This is a genomic window from Burkholderia plantarii (genome assembly GCF_001411805.1).
Lineage (GTDB): Bacteria > Pseudomonadota > Gammaproteobacteria > Burkholderiales > Burkholderiaceae > Burkholderia > Burkholderia plantarii.
Genome location: NZ_CP007213.1, coordinates 3,519,683 through 3,541,504 on the forward strand (window position 1 = coordinate 3,519,683; position 21,822 = coordinate 3,541,504).

12 protein-coding genes are annotated in these 21,822 nt (G+C 68.5%); 8 read left to right on the plus strand and 4 right to left on the minus strand.

The annotated features are described in order from the left end of the window. Positions 1-330 precede the first annotated feature (330 nt). From bpln_RS31750 to bpln_RS31760, 3 genes are read left to right on the plus strand one after another with little or no spacing between them, the layout of a single operon-like run. The gene (locus bpln_RS31750; protein ID WP_055141036.1) at positions 331-1,563 is read left to right on the plus strand and encodes a DUF6361 family protein; all 1,233 of its coding nucleotides are present in this window, start codon (positions 331-333) and stop codon (positions 1,561-1,563) included. Next, positions 1,560-3,422, plus strand: a complete 1,863-nt coding sequence (locus bpln_RS31755; RefSeq protein ID WP_055141037.1) for a phospholipase D family protein — start codon at positions 1,560-1,562, stop codon at positions 3,420-3,422. The genes bpln_RS31750 and bpln_RS31755 overlap by 4 nt, the downstream gene beginning before the upstream one ends. Further along, positions 3,419-6,676, plus strand: coding sequence for a C-terminal helicase domain-containing protein (locus bpln_RS31760; RefSeq protein ID WP_055141038.1), 3,258 nt, complete (start codon positions 3,419-3,421; stop codon positions 6,674-6,676). The genes bpln_RS31755 and bpln_RS31760 overlap by 4 nt, the downstream gene beginning before the upstream one ends. A gap of 91 nt (positions 6,677-6,767) precedes the next feature. On the opposite strand, the gene bpln_RS31765 is transcribed toward bpln_RS31760, so the two are convergent. The 4 genes from bpln_RS31765 to bpln_RS31780 form a co-directional block, all read right to left on the minus strand. Beyond that, entirely contained in the window at positions 6,768-7,700 is a 933-nt protein-coding gene (locus bpln_RS31765) for a LysR family transcriptional regulator (protein ID WP_055141039.1), read from the minus strand. An 85-nt stretch (positions 7,701-7,785) separates the two neighbouring features. Further along, on the minus strand, positions 7,786-8,736 hold the full coding sequence (locus bpln_RS31770; RefSeq protein ID WP_055141040.1) for a DUF979 domain-containing protein: 951 nt from the start codon (positions 8,734-8,736) through the stop codon (positions 7,786-7,788). Continuing rightward, a complete protein-coding gene (locus tag bpln_RS31775) occupies positions 8,733-9,494 on the minus strand; it encodes a DUF969 domain-containing protein (RefSeq protein WP_042629049.1) in 762 nt (253 codons plus the stop codon). Before bpln_RS31775 ends, bpln_RS31770 begins: the two co-directional genes overlap by 4 nt. A gap of 234 nt (positions 9,495-9,728) precedes the next feature. Further along, positions 9,729-13,412, minus strand: a complete 3,684-nt coding sequence (locus bpln_RS31780) for a hydantoinase B/oxoprolinase family protein (RefSeq protein WP_055141041.1) — start codon at positions 13,410-13,412, stop codon at positions 9,729-9,731. A 1,140-nt stretch (positions 13,413-14,552) separates the two neighbouring features. On the opposite strand from bpln_RS31780, the gene bcsD reads away from it, so the two are divergent. From bcsD to bcsB, 5 genes are all read left to right on the plus strand, one after another. Continuing rightward, the gene (gene bcsD / locus bpln_RS31785; protein WP_042629051.1) at positions 14,553-15,008 is read left to right on the plus strand and encodes a cellulose biosynthesis protein BcsD; all 456 of its coding nucleotides are present in this window, start codon (positions 14,553-14,555) and stop codon (positions 15,006-15,008) included. A gap of 65 nt (positions 15,009-15,073) precedes the next feature. Continuing rightward, complete coding sequence (gene bcsP, locus bpln_RS31790; protein WP_244132016.1) at positions 15,074-16,159, plus strand: cellulose biosynthesis protein BcsP; 1,086 nt, start codon at positions 15,074-15,076, stop codon at positions 16,157-16,159. After that, complete coding sequence (bcsQ, locus tag bpln_RS31795; RefSeq protein WP_055141043.1) at positions 16,156-16,947, plus strand: cellulose biosynthesis protein BcsQ; 792 nt, start codon at positions 16,156-16,158, stop codon at positions 16,945-16,947. The genes bcsP and bcsQ overlap by 4 nt, the downstream gene beginning before the upstream one ends. Continuing rightward, entirely contained in the window at positions 16,944-19,151 is a 2,208-nt protein-coding gene (bcsA, locus tag bpln_RS31800; RefSeq protein WP_055141044.1) for a UDP-forming cellulose synthase catalytic subunit, read from the plus strand. The genes bcsQ and bcsA overlap by 4 nt, the downstream gene beginning before the upstream one ends. A 25-nt stretch (positions 19,152-19,176) precedes the next feature. Then, positions 19,177-21,822, plus strand: a complete 2,646-nt coding sequence (gene bcsB, locus bpln_RS31805; protein WP_244132015.1) for a cellulose biosynthesis cyclic di-GMP-binding regulatory protein BcsB — start codon at positions 19,177-19,179, stop codon at positions 21,820-21,822.

Consider the following 21,822-nt stretch of genomic DNA (forward strand, 5'->3'; position numbering starts at 1 on the left):
CTGATGCAAATGGCCCGGCTCGTCGTCCTGTCAGTCGGTCGTCATGAACCTCCTGGTCGATTCGAGAGTTTTGTTCGCCTTTTCGCTCCCGCATTCGAATATTTGACCGAAAAGACGAATTTTTCTTCTCGCTTCAACTGCCCCCAAATCACATGATGCCAATACCAATTCATCGTCGGCATGTTTGTCGACGACATGGCGCGAACGCATCCGGGATCTAATCGCGGCGGCCCGGAACGATTTCCTGATGGCTGGCATTACGGCGATCGAATATCCTGGCGGCCGTCTTGGTAAAGTTCTTAAATAACAACCAAACTGTGACGGGAATTCATGGCCTCCCAACTTTCGTGGCTCGATCACGACGCCGCTGCGACGCAACGCAGCCTGCAAATTCTGTCGATCTTCAACGAACCGGACGCGCGCGACGAACTCGGCATCGGTGGCATCCGGGATGCAATCGCCGATCAGCTTTTTCCCGGCACGTCGACCATCCAGACGCGCCTTCGCTATGTGTTCTTCATACCGTGGCTGATGGAACGGCTCGAAGCGCGCAACACCCGATCCTCGGCGTTCAAGGCGGCCACGCGCGACGCCGAACTCGAACTACTCGAAGCTCTGGTCGCCAATACCAGGCAGGACGAACCCGGCGTGATCGGCAGGGAAAAACGCGAGGCGCTCAAGCGCTTCCCGAGTTCCGTCTATTGGGCCGCGCTCGGCAGTTGGGGCTTGCGCCGCGTCAGCGGCTCGCAGCAACAGTACTATGCACAGGCCGACCGTCGGCACACGCAGCGCAATACGCGACGTACCCGCGACGATCACGAAACGCACGACGGCGACAACAGCGGCCTCGCATGGGATCGCCAACTCATCAAATTGCGCCCGGAAGGCTTCCCCGCCGGCGCCGATCTTCGCCTGACTCGCGGTGAGGCGGAACTGCTGCTCGATCGCTGGACCTTGCGTCACGGTCGATCGCTGCTGACCTGGATCGCCAAAAACCTTGCAGCCGGCAGCGCGGCACCCGTCGACGTCGACCAGATCTGGGCACATCCGCAAAAGGACGCATTTCCGGACGAGATTCGCCTGCTGGTCGACGATGCACAGCGGTTGAACGTATTGATTCGTGGCGCTGCCTTGCTCTACAACCTCGAACTCGCCCGCCTTTCTCCGTCGTCGGCGACGATCGCCTCCGATCGTGCGAAAGACCTCGCCGAATGGGCCAAACGGGATCTGTCGATCTGCAGCGGCTGGGATCTCGGCGAGTTCTGGAAGCGCGTGCTCGATCAAGGCCATACCATCACGCTGGCGACGCAGACTTTTCTCGCCACGTGGCTCGCACTAGCCTTGCGAGATCGCGATGATATCGGCGCATCTATGGATTGCCGCCAGCTTATTCGTGATCGCGAGATTAGCCTGAAGCGCAAGGGCAACCGTTCCCGTTTCGAAAATCGCGCGGCCCGCGATCAATGGAGCGGCAACGCGGGGCTCATGCCGCTCAGTTATCGATGGCCCGTCGCGTCCGATTTTCTTCGCGAATGGTATGCGGGATGGAGCAACGCGCAATGATCAACCCTGAACAACGCAGCCTGTTGACCGATGCGCTCACCCCTCCCGATAATTATCGGTTCGACTGCGGCGTGGCAACCACCTATTCGCTCGATTTGGTCACGCTGCTGACCTTGCCGCTGCATCTCGCACGACGCGATGTCGAAGCCGCGTCGCCGGAGCAGTTCGACCCGCTGCCAGTGCTCGATGCAGTGCGCCGCATGGGCGATCGATTGACGATCTTCTGCCAACGCGGCCGCCTGCACATTCCGCGCAAGGCCAATGCCCTGTTCGGGCTACTCGAGAACATGGTGCAGGAAACGCAGGCGCCGCACGAGCGCGGCGTATTCCATCCAAAGGTGTGGCTGCTACGCTTCGAGCCCATCGACGCCGCGGCCCGGGGCGGCCCGATGCTGCGCCTGCTCGTGCTCACACGCAACCTGACCGACGACCGCTCGTGGGATCTCTCGCTCTGGCTCGAAGGCGAACCAGGCCGGAAGCGCGTCGATGCGAGCCGGCCGCTCGTGTCGTTTCTCGAGTGGTTGACACAGAGCAACGAGGCGAGTATCGGCACGGCGCGTACTGCCCAGATCAGGCAGTTGCAAGACGATGCCGGCCGCACGATTTGGACGCCGCCCGGCAAGTTCGAAGCCGTGCGGTTTCATCCTCTCGGCATTGGCAAAAAGACGGCGACCTGGCTCCCCAAGGCCGGCAACGGTGCACTCTGGGACGAGTTCGGTGTGATCTCGCCATTCGTTTCTACGGAAGCCTTGGCACGGCTGGTGTCACTCACCAAGTCATCGCTGTTTCTCGTGTCGCGTGCCGAGGAATTGGACAAATGTGCGTCGCAGGACAACTTCGGGACGGTGCACGTGCTGAGCGACCAGGCACTCTCAAGCGATAGCGAAGACGACATCGCCCATCGGCAGCGTGGCCTGCATGCGAAGGCCTATATCGGCAAACGCGCCTGGAACACACATCTGTTCGTGGGCTCGGCCAATGCCACCGATGCGGCGCTCGTGGATGGCCGCAACGTTGAGTTCGTGGTCGAGTTGATCGGCCGCGGGAGCAAGGTCGGCGGTCCTGCCGACTGGATCGGCGAGGAAGGGCTCGGGCCGTTGCTCGCCGACTACGAGCGCTCGGAACCGGAGGACGCTGATGCCCTCAAGGATCAACGCGCGCTGGAGTCGCTGCGCGATGCGCTAACGCGCGCGCCTCTGGCGTTGCACTGCAGGAAGGCCGAGTCGGGCTGGCGCGTCGACTTGCACGGCCTCGACCGTATCCATTGGGCTGGCGCGTCGGCGCAGGCATGGCTCGTGTCGCAGGACGAGAAGGCATGGGCACGGCCGATCGATGCGGCCCGGCGGGATGCCGCCACTGAATCGTGCCCCGGTGTCCAGCTCGGGGAGTTAGCATCGCATCAGGTGACCGCGTTCACGGGATTCACGCTCGTGATCGGCCAGGCGACGCTGAGTTTCGTACTCAAGCTGCCTCTGCACGGCGGTCCGGAAGAACGCGACCTGGAAATCCTGCACGCGGCGATCCGCAATCGCGAAGGTCTGATCCGCTATCTGTTGCTGCTGCTGGGGGACTGGAACGACAGCAACAGCAGCGGCGATGGCGACGCAACCAAGGTCGGCCGCGATTACGGCGCCCTCTTCGATACGCCGCTATTCGAAATGCTCGCGCGAGCTTATGCGCACGAGCCCGAGCGCCTAGTGCGGGTCCGTGATCTCGTCGAACGGCTACGCCGGAAATCCGCATCGGAACAGGAACACGGCGTCGAGCCGGCCAGTGCGGAAGACCCGATTCTCACCGAGGATTTCCTTGAGGTCTGGTCGGTATTTGAAGCAGCGTTGAACAACGAGAACCGCCAATGACACGCAAGATCGAGACAGGCACGTCCATTACCGGCCTAAAGGATTTTCAGAAGCTGACGGTCGACTACGTCTTCGAGCGCATGTTCGACGCTACGGAACCGGCCATGCGTTTTCTCGTCGCCGACGAAGTCGGTCTCGGCAAGACGATGATCGCGAAGGGTTTGATTGCACGCACCATCGAGCAGCAAGTGCAAATACATCAGCGTATCGATATCGTCTACGTCTGCTCGAATGCGGAAATCGCCGCGCAGAATATCAAACGGCTGGCACTGCCGGGCGTATCGAACGTATCGAAAGCCAACCGGCTCACGCTGTTGCCGAAGCATACGCAGGATCTTTGCGACCATGCCGTGAACCTGATCAGCTTCACACCGACCGTGGCCTTCGGTGCGAAGAGCGGGGGCGGCATGCGTACCGGACGCAAGGAAGAACGGCATCTCATCTATCAGATGCTGCTCGATCTGCCAGGCGTGCGCGTGCGTGGCCTGCGTCGCGCGCTACGCGCGACGGCGGGCGACTCTTGGGATCTCGATGCGCAACAGCCCGTCGAAGGCGGCTACGACGAAGCCATCGCGGCCGCGTTTCGCGACGCCATCCTGCGCGACGAGGCTCTCTACCGGGAACTGTGCGATATCGCGGAACATCGTGCCGATCGGCGCAGGAAGATCGTCGGGGAAGATCGCGAACGGAGCAACGCGCTGATCGGCAACCTGCGCAGACTGCTGGCACAGACCTGCCTCGTCGCGTTGCAGCCCGCGCTCGTCATTCTCGACGAGTTTCAGCGCTTCAACGATCTCTTCGACGATCCCGACGAAACCGACAATCCCGCGGCCGAACTCGCGCACCAGCTGTTCAACTACAAAGGCCGCGCGCGCGTGCTGCTTCTGTCCGCGACGCCCTACAAGATGTACGCGCGCGACGACGAGAGCGAGGATCATTACGCGGATTTCCTGCGCACACTGCAATTCCTGTATCCCGGCCAGCCGGGAAAGATCGAGGCCTTGAAGCACGATATTAGTGCGTTACGCGTCGGGCTTCTGGGCGCGACGGCTCCCGACGATCTTGCCAGGCTGACGCCGGTGAAGGCGCGCATCGAACAGACCTTGCGCCACGTGATGTGCCGGACAGAGCGCGTCGAAGCCACGCGGCGCGCCGACGCGATGGTCGGGGACCGGTTGCTCGTGCCACGCCTGCATCCCGGCGATCTCGCCGACTTTCGCATGCTGGAGGCGCTGGCCCGCACGCTCGATGAGCCGGACACCATCGAATACTGGAAGTCGAGTCCGTACCTGCTCAATTTCATGCGCGACTATCGATTCAAGACGTCGCTGCAGGACCGGATCGCGTCGCAGCGCACGCTTTCGCCGATCCTCGATGTGTTGGCGAAGCATCGACCCACCACCTTCGACGCGCACGACGTGGAGTGCTATCGCAGGATTGATCCGGGCAACGCCCGCCTGCGCACCCTCATCGAGCAAATCGATCAGGACAATCTGTGGAAGCTGCTCTGGATGCCCCCGTCGCTCGGCTACTGGCGGGCCGGCGGTGACTACGAAGAGGTCGGCTCGATCAGCAAGCGGCTGGTGTTCTCGGCCTGGAACGTGGTGCCGGATGCGGTTGCCGCGATGCTGTCCTTCGAGGTCGAACGCCGGCTCACGGAACACGTCGAGCGCCGGCCCTCCTACGTCAAGATGACCGAGCGCTTCAGCGCGAGCTTGGTATTCAAGCGCAGCGGTGGTGAGCCGGCCGGTATGGCAACCCTGCTGCTGGCGTTTCCGTCGCAGGCGCTGGCATCACTCGTAGACCCGCTCGCCTGGTCCACCGAGACCGATTCCACACCGTGCTACGCCGATCTGCACCAATCCGCGATAGCGTCGATCGAAACGGCCATCACCCCGCTCGTCGAGCATCGCGTCAACGAGGGGCCATTCGACCGGCGCTGGTACTGGGCGACGCTCGCGCGTCTCGAAGCGCGCCGCCATCCCGAAGCGCGGGCATGGTGCGAATCCGGCTGGGCGGCTTCGCGCAACACGAGCGACGGCACGGAGGAGGATTCGGCCAGCGCGTTCGGTGATCACGTCGCTCGCTGGTTGCTCGCGTGGGACGGCAAGTTCGACGACCTGGGCCGCGTGCCCGACGATCTGGCGGCAGTGCTCGCGCATGTCGCACTCAATGCCTCCGCAACCTGTGCGCTGCGAACACTGATGCGTCGCTGGCCGCACGCGCAGGCGCCCGAGGCCATGCTCAGCGCCGCCGCGCGAATCGCGGAAGGCATGCGGAGCCAGTTCAACTCGCCGCATGCGGTGGCCCTGCTGAAATCCTTCGAGAAAGACGAGGATTCGTACTGGCAACGTGTGTTGCAATATGGCGCCGACGGCAACCTGCAGGCGCTGCTGGATGAATATGCGCACATCCTCTTCGATGCCAACGGGCTTGCCGATGATGGCGTCGACGAAGGCTGTCGAAAGTTGGGCGATGCGATGTTCGAAGCGATGTCGATGCGCAGCGCGACCCAGCATCCCGACGAACTTGACGTGCAGGACGGCGTCGTATCGATCAAGCCATTCACGACCGGCATCCGGACGCATTTCGCATTGCGCTTCGGCCAGGTGAGCCAGGAAGACGGTGCGATTGCGCGAAAGAAAACGGTCCAGGCCGCGTTCAACTCACCGTTCTGGCCGTTCGTGCTGACGTCGACATCGATCGGCCAGGAAGGCCTTGATTTCCACCACTGGTGCCACTCGGTCATTCACTGGAATCTGCCGTCAAATCCGGTCGACATGGAACAGCGCGAAGGGCGCGTGCATCGCTACAAGGGTTACGCGGTGCGCAAGAACGTGGCGCTCAGGCATGGGCACGTCGCGCTACGGCGTGCGCACGGCATGCACGGCGACGTCTGGAGCACGCTGTTCGCGTTGGCCATCGAGAGCCGGCCGGCCAACGCCAACGACCTGATTCCGTTCTGGATCTACGAAGTCGAAAACGGCGCGCAGATCGAACGCACCGTGATGGCGCTGCCGCTCAGCCGTGACGAATCTCGCTATCGACGGCTCAAGCGCAGTCTCGCGCTGTATCGGCTGGTGTTCGCGCAGCCGCGCCAGGAGGATCTCCTCTCGTGCCTTGAGCAGGCGTTCGATCCGAATAGCGCCGCGCAGGCCGTTGGACAGTGGCGCATCTCGCTGAGTCCCCGACCGCGCGAACCGCGGAACGTCGACGTCTCGCAGTCATCAGCGGCCGATCTCGCGGAATCGTGACCTAACCTGTAGAGGCGCCGAAAGGGCCGGCGTGGGTCGCATTCGTAGCGGCCTCGTTCGGGTTCGCCCCCGCGATCACGCACCCGCGCCGCTACACGATCACGCGCGCCGCACCCTCCCCCAGCCGCGCCGCATACCCACGCACCGTCTCGACGGCGATCTCGACCAGCCGCTCGGTCCATTCGGAGCCGGTGCGCCACGCGATCGTGAACGGCAGCGGCGGCGGCACCTCCAGCCCTTCGAGACGGCGCAGCGTGCCCTTCTCCAGCAGGTCCTGCACCAGCGCGGGCGGCAGCGCGGCCACGCCGAAACCGGCCTGGGTGAGCCGGATCATCGCCGCCAGCGAGTTCACGCAGCTCACGCGCGCCTCGTTGATGCCGTAGGACTGCATCAGCCGCAGCACGTCCTGGTGCGGGCGCGAATGGCGCGAATAGGTGATCAGCCGCTCACTGCCGAGCCGGCGCAGCGCGGCGGTGGCGGTGTCCTCGGGCAGCCGGCCGCTGACGGGCGAGCCGGCCGCCGCGATCCACACCACGGCCAGTTCCAGCACCCCGATGCTGCGGATCGACTCGTCGCGCAGCATGTCGGTCTGGATCACCATGTCGAGCATGCCGCGCCGCAGCTGCTCGTTCAGGTTCAGCGCCGTATCGGACGTCACCTCGATGTCGAGGTTCGGGTAGTGCTCCATCACGTCGGTGACGAAATCGACGAACCACGAGTGGATCGCGCTGTCCATCGCGCCGATGCGGATCGTGCCGTAGGCGAAGGTCTCGCCCTGCAGCGACTCGTAGAGCTGCGTCATCGAGCGGCTGACCTGCTCGGCGTGGCGCAGCACGCGCTCGCCCTCGCGCGTGAGCGTCACGCCCTTCGGCTCGCGCTTGAACAGCCGGGCGCCAAGCTCCTGCTCGAGCACCGAGATCCGGCTCGAGATGGCGGCCTGCGTGGAATGCAGCTTTTCGGCGGCAAGGCTGAAGCTGCGCAGCTTCGCCACCCAGATGAAGGTTTCCAGGAACTTCAGGTTCACGCCAGGGTTTCCTCCGATGCAACGCGCGGGGCCGGCGTCTCCCCGATGCCGGCCCTCGCGCCTTTTCGCCGGCCGTGCCGGCGCGCTACATCAGCGTATACAGCAGGACAATATTGACGGCCAGCATCACGAGCGCGGTGGGCGCCTGCGCGCGGATCACGCCGTATTTGTCGGGCAATTCGAGCAGCGCCGCCGGCACGATGTTGTAGTTGGCGGCCATCGGCGTGAGCAGCGTGCCGCAATAGCCCGAGAACATGCCGATCGCCACCATCGGCGCGGGGTTCGCATGGAACACGCCGACCAGCACCGGCACGCCGATGCCGCCCGTCATCACCGGGAAAGCCGCGAAGCCGTTGCCCATGATCACCGTGAAGAGCGCCATGCCGACGCAGTAGACGGCCACCGCCACGAAGCGCAGGTCGAGGTTCACGTAGGCGGTGGTGAGGTGCGCCACCGCCTTGCCCACGCCGGCGTCGGCGAACACCAGGCCGAGCATGCCGAGCATCTGCGGCAGCACCACCGCCCACGACAGCGCGTCCACCAGCCGCCGCGCCTCATGCACGCCCTGCCGCGCCGAGTCATGCGTGAGCCGGCAGGCGAAGCCGAACGCGATCACGCAGCCGATGCCGAACGCCACCAGCGTGACGTTCTTCGGATCGAGCAGCGCCACGCCGCCGACCACCAGATGCGGCGCGAGCAGCGTGCCGAGCACGGTGACGAACGGGATCGTCAGCGCGGGCAGGAACAGGCGGTTGCCGAGGCGCGCGGCGCTGGCGCGGCGCGCCGGCTCGGCCGGCACGTCGGGTTTGGCCCCCACCACGCCGCCGAACCCGGCCACCAGCGCCATCGCCACCACCAGCGCGCCGACCAGCGCGGGCGGCAGGCGGTCGCCGGCCAGGAACACGATGCCGTAGACGGTCCAGAAGCCGCCGGCGAGGAAGCGCTTCGGATGCCGGCGGTCGGCCACGATGATCGCGCCGATCGTGACGAGCAGCAGCCCGAGCAGCCAGAAGAACAGGGTGAGCGAGACGGTCATGCCTGGTCTCCTTGCGCGTGGCCCGCCGCGGGCGAGGATGCGGATGCGGACGCCGATGACGCCGCGGCGCCCGGCACGGCCTGCCGCGCGAGCCAGCCGTCGAGCCGCCAGAGCCGGAAGCCGTGGACGAGGAACGCCGCCAGCGCGGTGGGCAGGCCATACAGCGCGACCTGCATCGGCTCGACGACGATGCCGGCCTCGCGCAGGAACGTGACCATCAGCACGATCGCGCCGAACGCCACGAACACGTCCTCGCCGAAGAACAGCCCGACGTTGTCGGCCGACGCCGCGAACGCGCGCAGCCGCTGGCGCACCGCGTCGCCGAGCTGGCCGAAGCGCGTCTCGGCGGCGCCCTCGGCCATCGGCGCGACCAGCGGGCGGACCATCTGCGGATGGCCGCCCAGGCCGGTCAGCCCGAGCGCGGCGGTCAGCTCGCGCACCAGCAGGTAGGCCAGCAGCAGCCGGCCCGGGGTGGCCGCGCGGATCCCGCCGATCCAGATCTGCGCGCGCTCGCGCAGCCCGTGCCGTTCGAGCAGGCCGATCACCGCGAGCGGCAGCAGGATGATGAGCGGAATGGTGCGCGTCTTCAGGAAGCCGGCGCCGATCGCGGCCAGCACGGACAGCGGCGGGAAATGCGCGGCCAGGCCGGTGGCGATCGCCGCGAGCGTGACGATCAGCATCGGATTGAAGCGCAACGCGAAACCGGCGACGATCAGCGCCACGCCGATCAGCGGAGTCAGGTTTACGGCGGACTGCATCGGTGGTTCTCCTGGTGGGTCATGAGCGCCCCGCCGGGTCGGCGGAACGGCCTTCGTCGCGCGCGGCGCGTCCCGACTTCGGACGCGTGCCGCGCGCTGCGTTGCTGCTTGATGCGGGCTGCTGGATACGTCGCCGCCTGCCGCATGCACGGCGTCGGCCGCGGCGCGCCCCGCATCCGACGCACGGATCGTGCCGGCCGCGCACGGCGGCCGGCACGCGTTCTTCAGTCCACCTCAGTCCGCCGCGCCATACCCGCCGCCGCCCGGCGTCTCGATCACGAACACGTCGCCGGGCGCCATGGTGGTGGTGTGGGTCGCGCCGAAATGGTCGATCGTGCCATCGGCGCGCTCGATCCAGTTGCGCCCCACCGCGCCGGCGGCGCCGCCGGCGAGCCCGAACGGCGGCACGCGGCGGCGATTCGCCAGAATATTCGCGGTCATCGCGCGGGTGAAGCGAATCCGCCGCACCGCGCCGTCGCCGCCGGCCTGGCGCCCCGCGCCGCCGCTGCCGGCGCGGATCGCGTGCTGCTCGACCAGCACCGGGAAGCGCCACTCGATCACCTCGGGATCGGTCATCCGCGAGTTGGTCATGTGGGTCTGCACCGCGTCGGTGCCCGGATGCACGCGGCCCGCGCCGGAGCCGCCGGCGATGGTTTCGTAGTACTGCTGGGCCGCGTCGCCGAACGTGAAGTTGTTCATGGTGCCCTGCGAGCCGGCCATCACGTCGAGCGCGCCGTACAGCGCGTCGGTGATCGACTGCGAGACCTCGACGTTGCCGGCCACCACCGCGGCCGGATAGGCCGGGTTCAGCATCGAGCCGTGCGGGATCACGATCTCGATCGGCCGCAGCACGCCCTCGTTCATCGGGATGTCGGCGCTCAGCAGCGTGCGGAACACGTAGAGCACGGCGGCCTTGCAGACCGAGCGCGGCGCGTTGAAGTTGCTGCCGCGCTGCTCGCTGGTGCCGGTGAAGTCCACGCGCGCCACGCGCCGCGCGCGGTCGATCGATACCGCCACGCGGATCACGGCGCCGTCGTCCATCTCGTAGGCGAACTCGCCGTCGGCGAGCGTGGCGATCGCCTCGCGTACCGCCTCCTCGGCGTTGGCCTGCACGTGGCCCATGTAGGCCAGCACCACCTCGGCACCGTAGCGCGCGGTCACGCGCAGCAGCTCGGCGGCGCCGCATTCGCAGGCGGCGATCTGCGCGGTCAGGTCGGCGATGTTCTGGTCGATGTTGCGGCTCGGCCAGGGGCCGGCGGCGAACAGCGCGCGCACCTCGGGTTCGAGGAAGCGGCCGGCCGCGACGATCCGCACGTTGTCGAGCAGCACGCCCTCTTCCTCGATGGTGGTGCTGTCGGGCGGCATCGAGCCCGGCGTGATGCCGCCCACGTCGCCGTGGTGGCCGCGCGCGGCCACGTAGAACAGCAGCTCGCCGGTCTCGCCATGCACGGGCATCACCACCGTGATGTCGGGCAGGTGGGTGCCGCCGTTGTACGGCACGTTCAGCATGAACACGTCGCCACGCCGCATCGCGGCGCCATGGTCGCGGATCACGCTCTGCACGCTGTCGCTCATCGAGCCGAGATGGACCGGGATGTGCGGCGCGTTGGCGATCAGGCCGCCCTCGCGGTCGAAGATCGCGCAGGAGAAGTCGAGCCGCTCCTTCATGTTGACCGAGTACGAGGTCTTCTCGAGCGTCACGCCCATCTGCTGCGCGATCGACATGAACAGGTTGTTGAAGATCTCCAGGTGCACCGGGTGGCGCGCGGTGGTGATGGCCTGCGCGGCGCCGTCGCCGCCGTCGACACCGGCGCGGCGGTCCAGGCGCAGCGTGCCGTCGGCCAGCACGCTCGCCTGCCAGCCGGCCTGCAGCACGATGGTGGAGATTTCCTCGGTGATCAGCGCCGGGCCGTCGAGCCGCGCGCCCACCGCGAGGTCGCGGCGCGCGTGCAGCGGCACCGTGGCCGCGCGCCCGCCGGTGTAGAGCGTGGCGCGCGCGTCGGGCGCGGCGGCGGCGTTGGCCACGCGCGGCGCGGCGCCCTGCAGCAGCGGCGGCTCGGTCAGGCCGATCGCCTCCACCACCACCGATTCGACCACCAGCGGCTTGTCGGCCATCGCGAAGCCGTAGCGCTTGCGGTGCAGCGTCTCGAACGCGCCCTGCATCGCGGCGGCGCCGGCGTACGGCACTTCCAGCGTGGAATCGGTGTTGCGGTATTTCAGGCGCACCGCGCGCGCGGCCTCCACGCGCTCGCGCGGCACGTGCTGCGCGAGGATCGCCGCGACCGCCTCGGCCTCCAGCTCCTCGAAGCGCGCGCGCAGCGAAGCGGCCACGGCCGCGTCGAGTTCGGCCTCCACAGCGCGCTCGCGCAGCACGCGCAGGTCGGCCAGGCCCATCCCGTAAGCCGACAGCACGCCCGCGAACGGGTGCAGCACGATGCGGCGCATGCCGAGCGCGTCGGCCACCGCGCAGGCATGCTGGCCGCCCGCGCCGCCGAACGCGCAGAGCGCGTAGTCGGTCACGTCGTGGCCGCGCTCGACCGAAATCGTCTTGATGGCCTGCGCCATGCTGTCGACGGCCACCGCCAGGAAGCCTTCGGCCACCGCCTCGGCGCGCATCGCGCGGCCGGTTTCGCGCTCGACCTGCGCGGCGAGTTCGGCGAACCGGCGGCGCACCACCTCGACGTCGAGCGGCAGGTCGCCGTTCGGCCCGAACACGTGCGGGAAGTGGTCGGCCTGCACGCGGCCCAGCATCACGTTGCAGTCGGTCACGGTGAGCGGGCCGCCGTTGCGATAGCTGGCCGGGCCCGGATACGCGCCGGCCGATTCGGGGCCGACCTTGAAGCGGCCGTTCTCGAACGAGCAGATCGAGCCGCCGCCGGCCGCCACGGTGTGGATGTCCATCATCGGCGCGCGCACGCGCACGCCGGCCACCCGGGTTTCGAACACGCGCTCGTAGGCGCCGTCGTAATGCGCCACGTCGGTGGAGGTGCCGCCCATGTCGAAGCCGATCACGCGGCGCTCGCCGGCCGCCTCGCTGGTGCGCACCGCGCCGACGATGCCGCCGGCCGGCCCGGACAGGATCGCGTCCTTGCCCTGGAAGCGCCCGGCGTCCACCAGCCCGCCGCTCGACTGCATGAACATCAGCCGCACCGCGCCGGTGTGCTCGGTCACGCGGCTCACGTAGTCGCGCAGCACCGGCGAGAGATAGGCGTCCACCACCGCCGTGTCGCCGCGCCCGACCAGCTTCATCAGCGGGCTAACCTGGTGGCTCACCGACACCTGCGTGAAGCCGCATTCGCGCGCCAGTTCGGCCACCCGCAGCTCGTGGGCGGGGAACCGGTAGCCGTGCATCAGCACGATCGCGATCGAGTCGATGCCGGCCGCGCGGGCGGCGGCCAGCGCCGCGCGCGCGGCCGCCTCGTCGAGCGCGCGCAGCAGGTTGCCGTGCGCGTCGAGGCGCTCGTCGATCTCGACCACGCGCTCGTACATCTGCGCCGGCAGCTCGATATGGCGCGCGAAGATGTCGGGGCGCTCCTGGTAGCCGATCCGCAACTGGTCGGCGAAGCCGCGCGTGATCGCCAGCAGCGTGCGCGCGCCCTTGCGTTCGAGCAGCGCGTTGGTGGCCACCGTGGTGCCCATCTTCACCACCTCGATGCGCTGCTGCGGCAGCGGCTCGCCGGCGCCCACCCCGATCAGGTCGCGGATGCCCTGCACCACCGCGTCACGGTAGCGCTCGGGGTTCTCCGAGAGCAGCTTGTGGGTAACGAGGCGGCCGTCGGGCCGGCGCGCGACGATGTCGGTGAAGGTGCCGCCGCGATCGACCCAGAACTGCCAGCGGGCGTCGTCCGCGGCGATGTCGGGGGCGGCGGCGCGGCGTGGCTCCCGCGCGTCGGGCTCGTGTTGCTGCGTGACTTCCATTCCATCATCTCCATGTGCCGCCCCGCCGGCCGGCGCCGCCGGGGCGCCGCCAGCGGCACGGCGGGTGTTGTGCTGGGGCGGATTGTCGGCGGGTGGATGGAATCGCGTCGATGCAGAAAAATAAATCCGGCGCATAACGAAATGCTATCCGGAGGCGAGGCGGCGCGTGGGCGGCCCCGGGCCGGGGCCGGGCCGCATTGGTCACGGCCGGCTGCGGGTGAAGCGCGGCGGGATCGGGAGCAGCCGCGCCCGGATCAAGGCCGGCATTGGCACCCGATTCGGGCCCGCCTCGATCCGGTTTCGACTCCCGATTTAAGCGCGGATCAGGACCTCGTTGCGATCGGCATTGGATTGGAATGGGGTCGTTATTGGCGCCGGATTGGCCTTCGATTTTCGGTTGGCAGCGCATTACTCCCGGTTTGACTTCGAATTAGCGACGGATTGATTGCGGGCCGGACCCGATTGGCCGAAATCGCCACGGGATTGCCGCCACGGGATTGCCGCGATGGGATCGGTGCCGGCTTTGCCGCGAGCGGCGCCCTTGTCTCGTCCTCCGCCCGTCCTCACCCGGCCTGCCACGGCTCGAACAAGCGGCGGAACCGTTCGTTTCGCCGGCCCGACGTCATGGCGGCGATCGCGCCGGACCGGCCGCCGCCGGGCCGGCAAGCCGCGCCGGAGGTGACGTTTTTTTGGCCCCAGGGCCGAAAAATATGGCGTGCGACCCGCACCACACCCACGCCGGGCGTGGGTTTTCGGGCTAAATTTTACGAATTTCCATTTATGTAACAAACTCCGTCGGTTCTTGCGGCAGCATAGGAGACATTGGGCCAGGTGCCGACGCGAGACGGGCGTGACGCGTGTCGACCGGCGCGAGAAAACGGGGTCGCGCCCATCGATCCGGAATCGCATGAACGATCGGACGAATTTCGTAAGTGTTCTGTTATTTAAAATCGGCGCAAACGCTGTCATGCGAAAAAATTACCGGGTCGCCGTGAGGGATCGGTAAATTCAGTCGATGAAGTTTGCTAATGAATTCGTTGGACGTCATACTCAAAAAATTTGTCGTTTACGCCTGCTAATTTTTGGAACCGGACCCCGACGCCCGGATTTCTTCAGATTGATCGAGTGAGCCAGTTTTCCATGCCGACCGCCGTTGATTTCCTGCTCGAACAGAATCTCTCGTCCCAATGGCGTGGTTTCCTGCTCGCCCTGGCCAAGGAGTTCGAGTCCCAGCTCAGCCCCGACGAATTGCGCCACTTAATGTTTCGCGTGGGATGCCGTTATGCCGGGGAGCAGCCGCTGCCGCCCTGCGACTCCACCGCCGAGCTGGCGGCGGCGCTGAACGCGCACTGGGCGTCGACGCGCTGGGGCTACGTCGAGCTGTCCGACGAGGGCGATCACCTGCGCATCGTCCACAGCGGCGCGCCGATGTCGGCGTTCGGCAGCGGCGCGCGGGCCTGGATGCCGGCGTTCCTGCAGGGCAGCTACCAGACCTGGCTCGACGCGATGGGCGCGACGCAACTGAGCGTGGTGCAGACCGATACGGAGGAGCACGGCTTCGCCGTCGAGTTCCGCCTGTCGCCCGAAGCCGTCTGACGCGCGCCGCCTCTCCCATTCGACACGACCGGGCGCAATCGGCCCTAGCGACTTTCTCGAAACGTATGAATACCTCCCGCGATGTCAAAGCACTCTTCGATCGGTTCGGAGGAGATGCCAGCAGCTACCAGGAAATCCGCATGGAAAACGAGGCGCTCGACGCCCGTCGGCGGTGGCCCCTGCTCGGCATGATCGATCCGCGCCAGACCGAGGTGGCCGCCGCCGCGGGTTCGCCGGCCCCGGCCGCCGAGGCCGACGCGGGGAACCCGGCCCGGCCCGCCCCGGCGGGCACGCGCGGCCAGGACGCCTCGCGCAACCGCACGCACGCCGTGCTGCGCAGCACGGCGCCGCTCTTCACGCGCTCGCCGCGCCGCGACGTGCCGCCGGTGATCGTCAAGGAAGCGGCGCCCGCCGCGCCGGAAGGCTCGACCTATCGCTTCTCGCCGCCGCCCGGCTCGCCCGCCGGGGACGTCACGAGCCCGGCGGACGAGCCGCTGGCGGCACCGGCCGCGGCGGCCACCGGCACCGACCTCGCACCGGCGGCCGCCGGGCCGATACTGGCGGCGATTGCGCAGCCTGCGATCGCACCGCGCTTCGCGCAACCCGCGCGCGTGACCGACGTCCCCGACCTCTCGGCGGCCGACGCCGCGGCGCTGGCCGCGCCGCGCGAGCCGGCCGTGCTCGAGACCGTGCCGGTCCAGGCCGTGGTGCCCGAAGCCGCGCCGCGGATCACGCCGGCGAGCACCGCCCACACCTCGTCGGCATTCGCCCGCCTCGTCTCGCCGGGCCGCGCGCGCGCCGCCTCGACGGGCATCTTCCCGGCGCCGCTCGGCAACGCGCAGCGGCTGCCCGCGCGCCAGCCGCTCGGCGCGGCGCCGATGGCGGCGCCGGCTGCCCCGGCAGCCAAGGCGCGCCCCGCGCAGTCGTCCGTGCCGTCGCTGAAGAAGCTGGCCGGCGCGCCGGCCGCCCCGGCGCGACCGAGCGAGGCGGCCGGCGCCGCGCACGGCGAGGAACGCCTCGATTCGCTGTTCTCGCGCCTGCGCCGTGGCGGCGCGGCGCCCTCGCCGCAGATCACCGTGACGCAGCCGGCCGCCGCGCCGAAGGCCGCCGCGCGCCGGCCGTGGTTCCTGCGCGGGGCGAGCCAGTCATGAAGGTAGTCAGCGTCGTATCGGCGAAGGGCGGCGTCGGCAAGACCACGGTCGCCGCGAACCTCGCGTCGGTACTGGCCGCGCAGGGCCGCCACGTGGTCGCCATCGATCTCGACCCGCAGAACTCGCTGCGCCTGTATTTCGGCGTGCCGCTCGACAGCGTCGACGGCCTGTCGCGCGCCGCGCTGGCGGGCTCGCTCTGGCAGAGCGCGATCGTGGACGGCGCCGACGGCGTCACGGTGCTCGCGTTCGGCGCGCTCGTCGAGGAAGAGCAGCACCTGTTCGAGCGCCGCCTCGACCACGATCCGACCTGGCTCGCGCGCGGCATCCGCGACCTGCATCTCGGCGAGGACGACATCGTCATCATCGACACCCCGCCCGGCTCGTCGGCCTACACGCGCGCGGCGCTGTCGGCCGCGCATTTCACGGTCAACGTGGTGCTGGCCGACGCCGCGTCGTATGCCGCGATCCCGCAGATGCAGCGGATGATCGACGCCTACGCGGCGCCGCGCCCCGAATTCGTCGGCGAGGGCTACGTGGTGAACCAGATCGATCAATCACGCCAGCTGAACAAGGACGTGCTGCGGGTGCTGCGCGAGATGCTCGGCGCCCACATGTTCCCCGGCGTGATCCACGACGACGAGGGCGTGAGCGAATCGCTCGCCTGCAACACCACCGTCGTCAACTACGACCCGCTCAGCCAGGTCTCGGCCGACCTGCGCGCCTGCGCCGCCTGGCTGCTCGACGCGCTCGGCGCGCAGCGACCGGTGGTGCGCGGGAGCGCCGCATGAAGGCCGCCCGCGCGCCGCGCGACGGCAAGACCGAAGCAGCCGGCCAGCACCTCGACGGCACGGCCGCCACGCGCCTGCAGCGCTTCGCCGACGCGCCGTTCTGGGGCAGCCTGCCGATCGTCCTGCCGCTCGCGCTGCTGGCCGTCGTCACGCTGTTCTTCGTCTGCACCGTGCCGCTCACCAACACCCAGCAGCTCACGTTCGCGACCTGCTGCTTCGTGGTGGCGCTGCTGTTCCGCCGCATCGAGGGGCACTACGTCACGCTCGTGATGATCATGCTGTCGCTGATCACCACCGGCCGCTACATGGTCTGGCGCCTGGGCGACACCACCTACTGGTCGCATCCGCTCGACATGGCCTGGGGCGTGCTGCTGGTGTGCGCCGAGGTCTACGCCGCGCTGATCCTGATGCTCGGCTACTTCCAGACCGCCTGGCCGTTGAAGCGCAAGCCGATCCCGCTGCCGGCCTCGCGCGCCGACTGGCCGACCGTCGACGTGTTCATCCCCACCTACAACGAGCCGCTGTCGGTGGTGAAGCCGACCATCTACGCGGCGCTCGCGCTCGACTATCCGCCCGACAAGCTGACCATCCACGTGCTCGACGACGGCCGCCGCGCCGACTTCAAGGCGTTCTGCGAGGAAGTGGGCGTGAACTGGACGATCCGCGCCCACAACCGCCACGCCAAGGCCGGCAACATCAACGAGGCGCTCAAGATCACCTACGGCGAATTCTTCGCCGTGTTCGACTGCGACCACATCCCGACCCGCTCGTTCCTGCAGATGACGCTCGGCTGGTTCCTGCACGACACGCGGCTGTCGATGCTGCAGACCCCGCACCACTTCTTCTCGGCCGATCCGTTCGAGCGCAACCTCGGCACGTTCCGCAAGGTGCCCAACGAGAACGAGCTGTTCTACGGGCTGGTGCAGGACGGCAACGACCTCTGGAACGCGACGTTCTTCTGCGGCTCGTGCGCGGTGCTGCGCCGCTCGATGGTGGAGGAGATCGGCGGCATCGCGGTGGAGACCGTGACCGAGGACGCCCACACGGCGCTCAAGCTGCACCGCCTCGGCTACACCACCGCCTACCTGGCGATCCCGCAGGCCGCCGGCCTCGCCACCGAGAGCCTGTCGGGCCACATCGGCCAGCGCATCCGCTGGGCGCGCGGCATGACGCAGATCTTCCGGATCGACAACCCGCTGATGGGCGGCGGCCTCACGATCGGCCAGCGCCTCTGCTACCTGAACGGGATGCTGCACTTCTTCTACGGCATCCCGCGCCTGGTGTTCCTGACCGCGCCGCTGTCGTACCTGTTCTTCGGCGCGCAGGTGATCCACGCCTCGGCCGTGACGATCGCGCTGTTCGCGCTACCGCACATGCTGCACGCGAACGCCACCAACTCGCGCATGCAGCGCCAGTTCCGACATTCGTTCTGGGCCGAGGTGTACGAGTCGGTGCTCGCCTCGTACATCACGCCGCCCACGCTGCTCGCGCTGATCAACCCGAAGCTCGGCAAGTTCAACGTGACGGCCAAGGGCGGCATGATCGAGGAGAAGTACTTCGACTGGGCGGTGTCGCGTCCGTACCTGATCCTGCTGGTGCTGAACCTGCTCGGCTTCGTGATCGGGCTCTGGCACATCCACACGCACTGGGCGATCCGGAGCGAGGTCTACACGATCATCCTCAACATCGGCTGGACCACCTACAACATGCTGATCCTCGGCGCGAGCGTGGCCGCGGCCACCGAGCAAAAGCAGGTGCGCGCCGTGCATCGCGTGGCGATGACGATGCCCGTGATGCTGCGCTTCGGCACCGGGCGCACGCTCGCCTGCGAGACCATCGACTACTCGGAGGGCGGCGTGGGCGTCGCGCTGCCGCAGAAGATCTCGGTGCCGCTGCACGAACGGATCACCGTCTCGCTGTTCCGCGGCGACGAGGAATACGCGTTCCGCGCGGTGGTCGCCTCGTCCACGCCGGGCCGCGCCGGCCTGCAGTTCGTCGAGATGACGAAGGACCAGGAATTCGATTTCGTGAAAACGACCTTCGCGCGCGCCGACGCCTGGACCGGCTGGGCCGAGGGCCGCAAGCCCGACGCGCCGCTGCGCGCGCTCGCCACCGTGCTGTCGGCCGGTGCCCGCGGGATCTTCAATCTCTTCGAACACCTGTATGCCGACGCGCGCGCCTGGGGAAAGCGCGCGGGCCGGTAGACCGCACCACGGACAGCGACGGCAGATGAACCAAGGAAGCACCCTGTCACGCCCCTGCCAAGGCAAGGGCGATGCGGACCACGCCGGCGACGAGACCGGCCACCACGCGCCGCGCGCGCAGCGGGCCACGCATCCGGACACGCGTCCGGGCACGAACTCGGCCGGGAAGCGGACCGGCCAGCCGGTCGCCTCGCGCGCGGCGAGCCTGCCGCGCGCGGCGCGCGCGCTCGTCTACGGGCTCGCGCTGCAGTTCGCCATCGCGCCGTTCGCGGCGCTGGCCGCCACCGCCGCGAAGCCGGGCGAGGCCGCCGACAATCCGTCCGCCGCGGTGCCGGGCCTCTCGGCCCAGTCCGGCGACGGCGCGAAGTCGGTCGGTGCCGTGCCGGCGCCGTCGGCCGCGCGCCCGTTCGATGCGCAGGCCGGCGCGCAGCCGGCCGTCGCGCTGGTCGTGCCGCCGCTGCCGCCCGAGCAGCAGAAGCTGCTCGGCATGCGCCCGCCGACCACCGCCAACCCCGGCGTGCTGGTGCCGGGCGGGCGCCGCCAGACGCTGACCTTCGCCGATCTCGGCGCGCTCGATCCGCTGCAGCTGCGCGGCACCGAAGGCCAGAACGGCGTGCCGTTCTCGGTGCGCAACGACGAGGTGGTGACCGCCGCCACGCTGCACCTGATCTACAGCTATTCTCCGGCGCTGCTGCCCGACCTGTCGCAGCTGAAGGTGCTGATCAACGGCGAGGTGGCCGCCACGCTGCCGGTGCCGCCATCGCAGGCCGGCACCACGGTGGCGCGCGACGTGCCGCTCGATCCGCGCTTCATCACCGAATTCAACCACCTGAACGTCGAGCTGGTCGGCCATTACACGCGCCGCTGCGAGGACCCGGCGAACTCCACGCTGTGGGCCACCGTCAGCAACGCCAGCTCGCTCGATCTCAGCTATGCCTCGCTGCCGGCGAAGGCCGATCTCGGCACGCTACCCGCGCCGTTCTTCGACCGCCGCGACGTGCGCCGGCTCGAACTGCCGGTGGTGTTCGCCGAGAAGCCGGACCCGGCCACGCTCGAGGCCGCCGGCACGCTCACCTCGTGGTTCGGCGCGCTGGCCGGCTACCGCGGCGCGCTGTTCCCGGCCCAGGTCGGCAGCCTGCCGCTGGCCGGCAACGCGGTGGTGTTCGCGCAGGCCGATGCGCACCTGGCCGGCGTGACGCTGCCGGCCGTGACCGGCCCGACCCTCGCGGTGGTGCCGCGCGACGGCAGCGCGCGCGGCTCGCTGCTGCTCGTGATGGGCCGCAACGGCGACGAGCTGAAGACCGCCGCCAGCGCGCTCGCGCTGGGCCAGAGCACGCTGAACGGCAGCCTCGCCACCATCAACCAGCTGGTCACGCTCAAGCCGCGCGTGCCCTACGACGCGCCGAACTGGCTGCCCGCCAACCGCGCCGTCCACTTCGGCGAACTGGCCGATACGCGCGCGCTGTCGGTGCAGGGCTACAGCGCCGGCCCGATTTCGCTCACGCTGCGCGTGCCGCCCGACCTGTTCATGTGGAACACCCAGGGCGCGCCGCTCGACCTGCGCTACCACTACTCGGTGCGGCCGAAGCCGGACCGCTCGTCGCTGAACGTCAGCGTGAACGGCCGCTTCGTGCAGGCGCTGCAGATCCCGGCCGTCGACCCGTCGCGCTTCAGCATCGCGCGCTTCCTGGGCCGCTTCGGCGCGCAGGCCGGCGACACCGGCAGCGCGCGGCACATTGTGCGGATCCCGCCGCTGATGCTCACGCCGCATTCACAGCTGGACCTCGCCTACTACTACGACATCCCGGACACCGGCGAATGCTCGGGCGCGCTGCTGCCGAACGTGGCGGGCACCATCGACCCGGATTCGACCATCGACCTGTCGGGCTTCCCGCACTACATGGCGCTGCCCGACCTGGCCGCGTTCGCCAACAGCGGCTTCCCGTTCACGCGGCTGGCCGACCTCTCGGAGACCGCCGCGATCCTGCCCGACGATCCCACGCCCGGCGACTACAGCCTGTTCCTGCTGACGATGGGCCGGATGGGCGAATCGACCGGCTATCCGGTGACCGGCGTGACGGTGGGCGGCCCCGGCGACGTCGAGCGCCTCGCCGACAAGGACCTGCTGGTGCTCGGCGGCCCCGGCCGCCAGCCGCTCTTGCAGCGCTGGGCCAAGCAGATGCCGTTCTCGAGCGACGGCGACACCACCACCTTCACGCTGTCCGACATCGGCCCGCGCATCGCCGACTGGTGGCTCGGCCCGCACGGCGTCGAGCGCGCCCCGGCGCGCGCCGACCTCTCGCTCGTCAGCAACGGCGACAGCGCGCTGATCGCGGGCTTCGAATCGCCGCTGCACGCGGGGCGCAGCGTGGTCGCGCTGATCAGCTCGCCGGGCGAGTCGGAGGCCGACATCACCTCGGCGCTGATCGACGCCGACGTGCTGCCGCAGGTGCAGGGCGCGATGGACGTGATCCACGGCCGCTCGGTGACCGTCGCCTCGAACGGCAGCACCTACTATCTCGGCACGCTCCCGCCGTTCGAGTACGCACGCTGGGCGCTGTCGTCGCATCCGCTGCTGCTCGTGTTCAGCGGTGTCCTCGCGGCGATCGTGATCGCCGCGCTGTTCTATCGCGCGCTGCGCCGCATCGCCGCGCGCCGACTCCAGGATTGA